General features: G+C 71.3%; 7 protein-coding genes. 2 read left to right on the forward strand and 5 right to left on the reverse strand.

Features of this window, described 5'->3' with window-relative positions; genetic code table 11:
• Positions 1 to 15 precede the first annotated feature (15 nt).
• Together ASE20_RS00425 and ASE20_RS00430 are read left to right on the forward strand one after the other, a co-directional pair.
• Positions 16 to 1,350 (forward strand): 3-oxoacyl-ACP reductase, encoded by a 1,335-nt coding sequence (locus ASE20_RS00425; protein ID WP_056893043.1) that lies wholly within the window; start codon positions 16 to 18, stop codon positions 1,348 to 1,350.
• Between the two features lies 1 nt (position 1,351).
• A complete protein-coding gene (locus tag ASE20_RS00430; RefSeq protein ID WP_082612026.1) occupies positions 1,352 to 2,197 on the forward strand; it encodes a MaoC family dehydratase in 846 nt (281 codons plus the stop codon).
• A gap of 61 nt (positions 2,198 to 2,258) precedes the next feature.
• Here the strand turns inward: ASE20_RS00430 and ASE20_RS00435 are convergent, their stop codons facing one another.
• The 5 genes from ASE20_RS00435 to ASE20_RS25380 form a co-directional block, all read right to left on the reverse strand.
• On the reverse strand, positions 2,259 to 3,131 hold the full coding sequence (locus tag ASE20_RS00435) for an acyl-CoA thioesterase II (RefSeq protein WP_318655564.1): 873 nt from the start codon (positions 3,129 to 3,131) through the stop codon (positions 2,259 to 2,261).
• On the reverse strand, positions 3,124 to 4,077 hold the full coding sequence (locus tag ASE20_RS00440) for a PAC2 family protein (protein ID WP_056892570.1): 954 nt from the start codon (positions 4,075 to 4,077) through the stop codon (positions 3,124 to 3,126). The genes ASE20_RS00435 and ASE20_RS00440 overlap by 8 nt, the downstream gene beginning before the upstream one ends.
• A complete protein-coding gene (locus ASE20_RS00445) occupies positions 4,074 to 5,573 on the reverse strand; it encodes an amino acid permease (protein ID WP_056892571.1) in 1,500 nt (499 codons plus the stop codon). The genes ASE20_RS00440 and ASE20_RS00445 overlap by 4 nt, the downstream gene beginning before the upstream one ends.
• A 29-nt stretch (positions 5,574 to 5,602) precedes the next feature.
• Positions 5,603 to 6,811 (reverse strand): hypothetical protein, encoded by a 1,209-nt coding sequence (locus tag ASE20_RS00450; protein WP_056892572.1) that lies wholly within the window; start codon positions 6,809 to 6,811, stop codon positions 5,603 to 5,605.
• Between the two features lie 46 nt (positions 6,812 to 6,857).
• Positions 6,858 to 7,496, reverse strand: a 639-nt coding sequence (locus ASE20_RS25380) for a transketolase C-terminal domain-containing protein (RefSeq protein WP_321163732.1), incomplete at its 5' end; no start/stop codon positions are given.

Raw genomic sequence — 7,496 nt, forward strand, 5'->3', positions numbered from 1 at the left:
AGTTACATGGTGCACATGACTGACAAGTACCAGGGCTTCGTGAGCTCCCCGATCGGCAAGCTCCTCGTCAAGAACCTCGGACTGCCGAACCCGACCAAGCTGGACCGCTACACGGCCGGCGACCCGCTGGTCAACGGCACCGTGCTCGTCGGCGGCCGCGGTCGCCTCATCGAGTCCCTCCCCGGTCTGCTCGACGTCCTCGGCATCGCCTCGGCGCGCGCCCAGGAGGACGGCGAGAAGTACAAGGGCCTGGTCTTCGACGCCACCGGCATCGCAAGCGTCGAGGAGCTCGTCGAGCTGCAGGGCTTCTTCACCCCCGTGCTGCGCAGCCTCAAGAGCTGCGCCCGTGTCGTCGTGATCGGCACGCCCCCGGGCCTGGTCGAGGGCAGCGAGCAGATCGCCCAGCGCGCGCTCGAGGGCTTCACCCGCAGCCTCGGCAAGGAGATCGGCAAGGGCGGCACCGTCCAGCTCGTGTACGTCGCCGAGGGCTACGAGGACTCGGTCCTCTCCACGCTCGGCTTCCTCCTCAGCCCCAAGTCGGCCTACGTGTCCGGCCAGGTCGTGCGGATCGGCGCCCACGAGGAGACCCACGGCTCGGCGCTCGCCGACTGGACCCAGCCGCTCGCCGGCAAGGTCGCGTTCGTGACCGGCGCGAGCCGCGGCATCGGCGAGGAGATCGCCCGCGTGCTGCACCGCGACGGCGCGAAGATCGTCGGCCTCGACGTACCCCAGGCGGCCGACGACCTGGTCAAGGTCATGAACGAGCTCGACGGCGACTGGCTGACCCTCGACATCACCTCCGTGGACGCGCCGCAGCGGATCGCGCACCACCTCAAGGAGAAGCACGGCGGCGTCGACATCGTCGTGCACAACGCGGGCGTCACGATGGACAAGAAGCTCGCCAACCAGACGCCGGAGCGCTTCGGCAAGGTGCTGCAGATCAACCTGGAGGCGCCGGAGCGGATCACCGCCGAGCTGCTCGCCCAGGACGTCATCAACGCGAACGGCCGGATCATCGGCGTCGCGTCGATCGCCGGCATCGCGGGCAACCTGGGCCAGACCAGCTACGCCGCGTCGAAGGCGGGCGTCATCGGCTTCGTCGACTCGCTGAGCGAGAAGCTGAAGGACGGCATCACGATCAACGCCGTCGCGCCGGGCTTCATCATCACCCAGATGACCGCAGCCGTGCCGTTCGCCACCCGCGAGGTCGGCCAGCGCCTCAACGCCATGTCGCAGGGCGGCCTGCCGGTCGACGTGGCCGAGACCATCGCCTGGTACGCCTCCCCCGCCTCGACCGCCGTCAACGGCAACGTCGTGCGGGTCTGCGGCCAGATGATGCTGGGTGCCTGACATGGCGCTCCCCGTGATGCTGAAGGCCGCGCTGCCCGCGGTCCCCGGCGTGAACCAGCTGCCGGGCATCAAGAAGACCGGCGGCGCGCTGCCGGACCTGGTGCTCGAGCGCAACGACGTCCTCGTCGAGCGCACCGCCGTCGAGCGGTACGCCGCCGTGTGCGGCTTCCCGAACCGCGACGTCGCGCCGGTGCCCTACCTGCACATGCTGGCGTTCCCGCTGCACATGCAGCTGATGACCGACGCGAAGTTCCCGTTCCCGGCCATCGGCTCGGTGCACCTGGAGAACACGATCACCCAGCACCGCCCGGTCGCCATCGGCGAGACGGTGTCGCTGAAGCTCGTGGCCGACAACCTGCGCGACAGCACCAAGGGCCGCGCCTGGGACATGAACGTGACCGGCACCGTCGGTGACGAGGTCGTCTGGGAGTCCGTGTCGACGTACCTGCGGGTCGGGAAGGGCGACAAGGAGAACGGTGACCCGGGGATGTCGCTCAACGCGATCACGGCCAAGGGCCCGGTCTGGCGGATCCCGGAGAACATCGGCCGGACGTACGGCGCCGTGTCGGGCGACCGGAACCCGATCCACCTCTACCCGCTGACCGCGAAGGCGCTGGGCTTCCCGCGTCACATCGCGCACGGCATGTGGAGCAAGGCCCGCTGCATCGCGGCGCTGGAGAACCGGCTGCCCGACGCGGTCACGGTCGAGGTCGCGTTCAAGAAGCCGATCTTCCTGCCCGGCAAGGCGCAGTTCGGCGCCGAGCAGACGGCGACCGGCTACGACTTCACGCTGGTCAACCCGAAGACGGGCGCCCCGCACCTGCTGGGTCGTACCACCGCCCTCTGACCCAGGGATACGACGCAGGGCCGGTCTCCTCCCGGAGGCCGGCCCTTCGCGTCGCTCGAGCTCAGCGGGAGGGGCGGATCAGCCCCTCCTGGGCAACCGTGGCGACGAGGGTCCCGTCCTGGGTGAAGACCCGTCCCAGCGCGAGACCTCGTCCGCCGCTCGCCGAGGGCGACCACTGGTCGTAGAGCCACCACTCGTCGGCCCGGAACGGCCGGTGGAACCAGATCGTGTGGTCGAGCGAGGCCATCTGCACCTTCTGCGGACCGTGGTCCGGGTGCGCGGCCAGGGTCGCGCCGAGCAGGGACACGTCGCTGGCGTAGGTGAACGTCGCGAGGTGCTCCATCGGGTCGTCGCTGAGCCGGCCGTCGACGCGGATCCACACCTGCGCCTTCGCGGGGTGCATCGGGTCCTTGTCGAGGCCGTACGCCGAGCTGCCGAGCCAACGCACGTCGAGCGCCGCCCACTCCTTGCTGAGCCCGTCGTCGGTGCCGCGCTCGGCCATCAGCTCCATGAGGTTCAGGCCCTCCTCGGGCGGCTTCACCTCGGGCATGACGTCCTCGTGCTCCAGCCCCTCCTCGTGGCGCTGGAAGTTGAGCGACTGGTAGTAGATCGGGCGCCCGTGCTGGCGGGCGAGCACGCGCCGGGTCGCGAACGACTTGCCGTCGCGGATCCGCTCGACGTCGTAGATGATCGGCACGTTGTAGTCGCCCGGCAGCAGGAAGTACGAGTGCAGCGAGTGCACCTGGAAGCCCTCGTCGACCGTGCGGGACGCGGCGATCAGCGCCTGCGCGGCGACCTGGCCGCCGTAGACGCGCTGGCGGATGGTCTCCGGCTGCTGTCCGCGGAAGAGGTCGGTGTCGAGCTGCTCCAGGTCGAGGAGCGCCACCAGCTTCTGGGTGGCCTCCCCCATCACGCGACCGTCTCCGTCACTCACGTCCGCCTCCGGTTTCCTCCGGGCCCTCGAGCCCGGCCAGGAACTGCTCGAACTGCCGGCCGATCTCCTCGCCGGTCGGCAGGGGCTCGTCCTCCGCGAGGAGGCTGCTGCCCTCCGCCTCGGCGCGCGCGAAGGTGTCGTACTGCTGCTCCAGCGCGGTGACGACCTCCTGCACCTCGTCGTTGGCGGAGAGGTAGCGGCCGATCTCCTCCTCGCGCTCCTCGGCCAGCTCGCCGAGCTCGTTGAGGTCGATCGTCAACCGCGCGGCGAGCTCGACCTGCTCCAGCAACGCCTGCGAGGCGCGCGGGTAGTCGAGCTGCGCGAGGTAGTGCGGGACGTGGGCGACGAAGCCCTGCGCGTCGTGGCCCCACTCACCGAGCCGGACCTCCAGCAGCGCCTGCGCGCTGCTCGGGACCCGCAGCTCGCCGCGCCACGGGCTGGTGCCGGTCAGCAGGTCGGCGTTGTTGGCGTGGTGGGTGATCGCGATCGGGCGGGTGTGCGGCACGGCCATCGGCACCGAGCCGACCGAGACGACGAGCTGCACGTGGAAGCGCTCGACGACCTCGAGGACGGCGCGGCAGAAGGCCTCCCACCGGATGTCCGGCTCAGGCCCCTGGAGCAGCAGGTACGGCGTCCCGCCGTGGTCGTGCAGCAGCCGGACGACCAGGCGCGGGGCCTCGTAGCCCTCGTAGTGGTCGCGGGCGAAGGTCATCGGGGGCCGGCGCGCACGATAGTCGTGCAGCTCGTCGACGTCGAAGGTCGCGACGACCACCCCACCGCCCTCCGGGGACGACGCCCCGGTGCGCACCAGGTGCCGGGCTGCGAGCGCCCCCGCGTTGCCGGCGTCGAGGAAACCGTCGAGCGCGACCACCATCGAGAGGCCCTCGACATCGGCCAGCTCGGGGACGTCGTCGACGATGTGGACGAGTCGGGTCGGCGCAGTCACGTGGAAAGACTATTGCCCCGGGGTTCACCCGCGCGCCCGAGGCGGCTGTGACGTCGGCCGTAGACCGCGTAGACGACGCAGCCGAGCGCCATCCAGACGACGAAACGGATCCACGTGTCGCCCGTCAGGTTGAGCATCAGGTAGAGGCACATCAGCACCGAGATCGCGGCGACGACCGGCGCCGCCGGGGTGCGGAAGCCGCGCGGGAGGTCGGGCCGGGTCCGGCGCAGGACCACGACCCCGATGCTGACCAACGTGAAGGCGAACAGGGTCCCGATGTTGACCAGGTGCGCCAGCGTGCTGAGGTCCACGAAGCCGGCGAGCGCGGCCACGGCCAGGCCGGTGACGATCGTGATCCGGTACGGCGTCCGGTAGGCCGGGTGCACCTTGGCGAGCTGGCGCGGCAGCAGCCCGTCGCGCGCCATCGCGAAGGCGACGCGGGACTGCCCGAGCATCAGGATCATCGCGACGACGACCAGCCCGATGCACGCCCCGACGGAGATCAGGTTGGGCATCCAGTCGACGCCGGCTCCCTCGAAGGCGTCGGCGAGGGGCGCCGCACTGTCGGGATCGATGTCCCGGTAGCTGCGCACCCCGGTCACGACCAGGCTGACCGCGGAGTAGAGGACCGTCACGATCGCGAGCGAGCCGAGGATGCCGATCGGGACGTCGCGCTGCGGGTTCCTCGTCTCCTCCGCGGTGGTGGCGACGATGTCGAAGCCGATGAAGGCGAAGAACACGATGGCCGCCCCGGAGATCACCCCGGCGAGGCCGAAGACGGCGGGCTCGAGGCCGAGCAGGCTGGTGATCAGGGGTACGTCGGCGAAGCCACCGCTGGACTCCGGGGCGGGCTGCGCGTCGGGGATGAAGGGCGTCCAGTTGCTGACGTCGATGTGCGCGATCCCGACGACGATCACCGCGGCGACCACGACCAGCTTGAGGGCGACGACGACCTGGTTGAAGCGGCTGGAGAACTTCGTGCCGCGGATCAGCATCCAGGTCACCAGGAGGGCGATGACGACGGCCGGCAGGTCGACGACACCCGTGGCGGCCGAGCTGATCTGGCTCGGCAGCGTCACCCCGCCGATGTCGAGCACCTCCTGCAGGTAGGCCGAGAAGCCGGTGGAGAGCGCGGCCGCGCCGACGGTGAACTCGAGCACCAGGTCCCAGCCGATGATCCAGGCGACCAGCTCGCCGAGGGTGGCGTAGCTGAAGGTGTAGGCGCTGCCCGCGACCGGCACGGTGGAGGCCAGCTCGGCGTAGCAGAGTGCCGCGAGCCCGCAGGCGACTGCTGCGATGACGAAGCTCAGCGCGAGCGCCGGTCCGGCGTTGCTCGCCGCGACGGTGCCGGTCAGCACGAAGATGCCGGCGCCGATGATCACGCCGACGCCGAAGACCGTCAGGTCCAGCGCGGAGAGGTCCTTGCGGAGCCTGTGGTCGGGCTCGTCGGTGTCGGCGATGGACTGCTCGACGGACTTGGTGCGGAAGAGACTCACGGGTGCGACGGTGCCCGCCCCGCCGGGGCTCAACCGTCGTAGGCGGTGCTCATCAGGGCGACCCCGCGCTGGGCCAGCTGCGATGAGCTGATCCCGAGCACCTCGGGCAGCACCTTCGCCTGGTCGGCACCGCCGGCGAGCCGGTCGAGCAGCGAGAAGAGGACGTCCTGGCCATAGGTCGCAGCGACGTACTCGCAGACCCACCAGGACACGGCGTACCAGGCCTCCGCGTCGGCACCCCCGAACTCCGCCTCGCCCGGCAGGTCGGTCGCGGTCGCGCCGACGTCCAGCGCACGCGCCGGGAGCCGGCGCTGCGAGGGCGCCATCGGACGGACCGAGACGTACTCGGCGACGCCCTCGCTGAGCCACAGCGGCGCGCCGCGGCCGCGGGCACCGAGGAGCGCGTGGGTCAGCTCGTGGCGCACCAGCCGGCCCACGACCGGCGCCGGTTCGTAGAGCACGCGCGGGTTCACGAAGATCCGGTACGACGCCACACCCTTGCCCGGCGCGAGTGCGTCCACCGGCACGGCGATCGTCAGGCCGTCGGCCCGGTCGGGGTCCCCGACGGTCTGTCCCGCGAGCCCGTCGAGGAAGGTCGGGTCCTGCAGCGAGTAGACGACGACGCCGTCGACCTTGGCGCCGGCATCCCCGAGGACCGAGCGGACGTCGGAGCGGCCCGCGCTCGCGGCGTCCATCACCGCCGGCGCGTCGTCCGCGGTCCAGTCGTCGAAGATGCCCAGCACGCCGGGCTCCCTCTCGACGTTGATCCTGCCGAGGTCCCACGGCTGGGCGTTCCCCGGGTGGTCGGTCTCCCACGCGTAGTCGGTCGTCGACCCGACCAGCAGCCGGCTGCCGTCGGCGTTGGGCACGAACAGGAAGCGGTCGCGGGTCCGGACCGCGGCGGAGTCGAAGCCGTCGAGGCGCAGCGCGACGACGACCTCCGCCCAGTACTCCGGGTTGCCCTCGAGGTCGGTGCCCTCGACCGGCGTGATCGTGTCCTCGACCACCCGGAACCGCAGCCGGCCCACCGGCAGCTCACCGAGGTTGTCGAAGTAGACCTGCTCGCTGTCGAGCAGTCCCGCGTCCGTGCGGTCCAGCGACCGGCGGAACCGGGTCTGGTCGTGCGTCTCGAGCGCCACCGCACGCTGGTTGAGGGTGCGCTGCATCAGGGTCGCCACGTCGTCGTAGGCGTTGCCGGAGTAGGTCGGCGGAGGCAGGTCGTCCGAGCACGCCGCCAACGGCAGGAGGGCCGCGCAGGTCAGCGCGACGAGGCTGAGCCTCAGTTCACCGGCTCCCGTCGACGTCGAGGAGGGAGCGGTCCTCCGCCGGCTCGGCAGTGATGTCGTGGACGGCCTGGAGCGCGATGGTGGACGCCGTGAGGCCGATCCGGTCGAGGATCGCCCCACGCTTGGCGTGGTCGAGGAACTCCTGGGGGATGCCGTGCAGGCGCACCGGCGTGGCGACGCCGGCCTCGGCCAGGGTCTGGAGCAGCACGGCGCCGACTCCCCCGACGATCCCGTTGTCCTCGATCGTGACGACGCGGCGGTGGGTACGGGCGAGCTCGACCAGCGCGGGGTCGACCGGCTTCACCCAGCGCGGGTCGACGACGGTGACGCCGATGCCCTGGTCGCGCAGGCGGGCGGCGACGTCGAGCGCGATCGGCGCCATCGCGCCGACGGAGACGACGAGCACGTCGCGGGCACCGTCGCGGACCAGCACGTCGCAGCCGCCGGCCTTGCCGACCGCCTCGACGTCCTCGGGCGGCGGGCCCTTCGGGAAGCGGACGACGGTCGGGGCGTCGGACACCTCGACCGCCTCGTCGAGCAGCTCGCGCATCCGGGTCACGTCGCGGGGCGCGGCGAGCCGCAGGCCCGGCACGACCTGGAGGATCGACATGTCCCACATGCCGTTGTGGCTCCCCCC

Origin of the sequence: Nocardioides sp. Root240 (genome assembly GCF_001428825.1) — a bacterium.
GTDB lineage: Bacteria > Actinomycetota > Actinomycetes > Propionibacteriales > Nocardioidaceae > Nocardioides.